Annotated in this window: 1 protein-coding gene and 1 pseudogene; one reads left to right on the top strand and one right to left on the bottom strand. The window is 56.2% G+C overall.

Features of this window, described 5'->3' with window-relative positions; all coding sequences use genetic code 11:
- The coding region (locus A3730_RS31225) for a hypothetical protein (RefSeq protein WP_197477340.1) at positions 1-350 on the top strand (350 nt) is incomplete at its 5' end.
- Between the two features lie 122 nt (positions 351-472).
- On the opposite strand, the pseudogene A3730_RS07015 reads toward A3730_RS31225, so the two are convergent.
- Positions 473-701: pseudogene (locus tag A3730_RS07015) on the bottom strand (isocitrate lyase); the annotation flags it as partial.

Below are 701 nucleotides of genomic sequence, written 5' to 3'. Positions count from 1 at the left end.
GTTTTTGGTTGGCACAACCGCTTCTGGTTTCGTCCACTCTGGCGGAATGGGGAGACTACCAGCGTTTTACTGCGGTGGAGGGCATCGTGATGTACGTCCGTTATAACAATCACAAGCACTGTACGGATGTGGCCTGGAAGGCGGAAAATACCAGCGGGATGACGGTATTGCCCTCCATTGCCGAAAGGCAGTACACCTGCCGAAGCGGCCATGTGCACAGCAGTGACCGCACCGAGGCTGTGCCTCTGGGCCCGGGTGATCATTCTCCCCCTCAACGTGACCACTGCGTGTGTGAAGGGGAAGGGGGCGTCATGCAAACCCATGCCACGCTAAGTGTACGTACACCGTAAGTTGCCACCCCGTCGATCTGCGGCGCCCACTGGCTGACCGCAATGCTTCTTTTTCCGGCACAAAAAAAGCGGCCCCCTTTCGGGGGCCGCCTCTTAAAGACTTGCCTTGAATCTATCGAGACTTAGTTGTTCTCGAACTGACCCATGGTGTTGTCTTTACCGCCAGCTTTCAGTGCTGCTTCGCCAGAGAAGTACTCTTTGTGGTCATCACCGATGTTGGAACCGGCCATGTCCTGGTGCTTCACAGTAGCGATACCCTGACGGATTTCCTTACGCTGAACGCCTGCAACGTAGGCCAGCATGCCTTCGTCACCGAAGTAGCCTTTAGCCAGGTTGTCGGTGGACAGAGCC

Source organism: Alcanivorax sp. HI0044, from assembly GCF_001634945.1.
The sequence above is the reverse complement of the archived record's forward strand: the minus strand, read 5'-3'. Positions and strand labels throughout refer to the sequence as shown.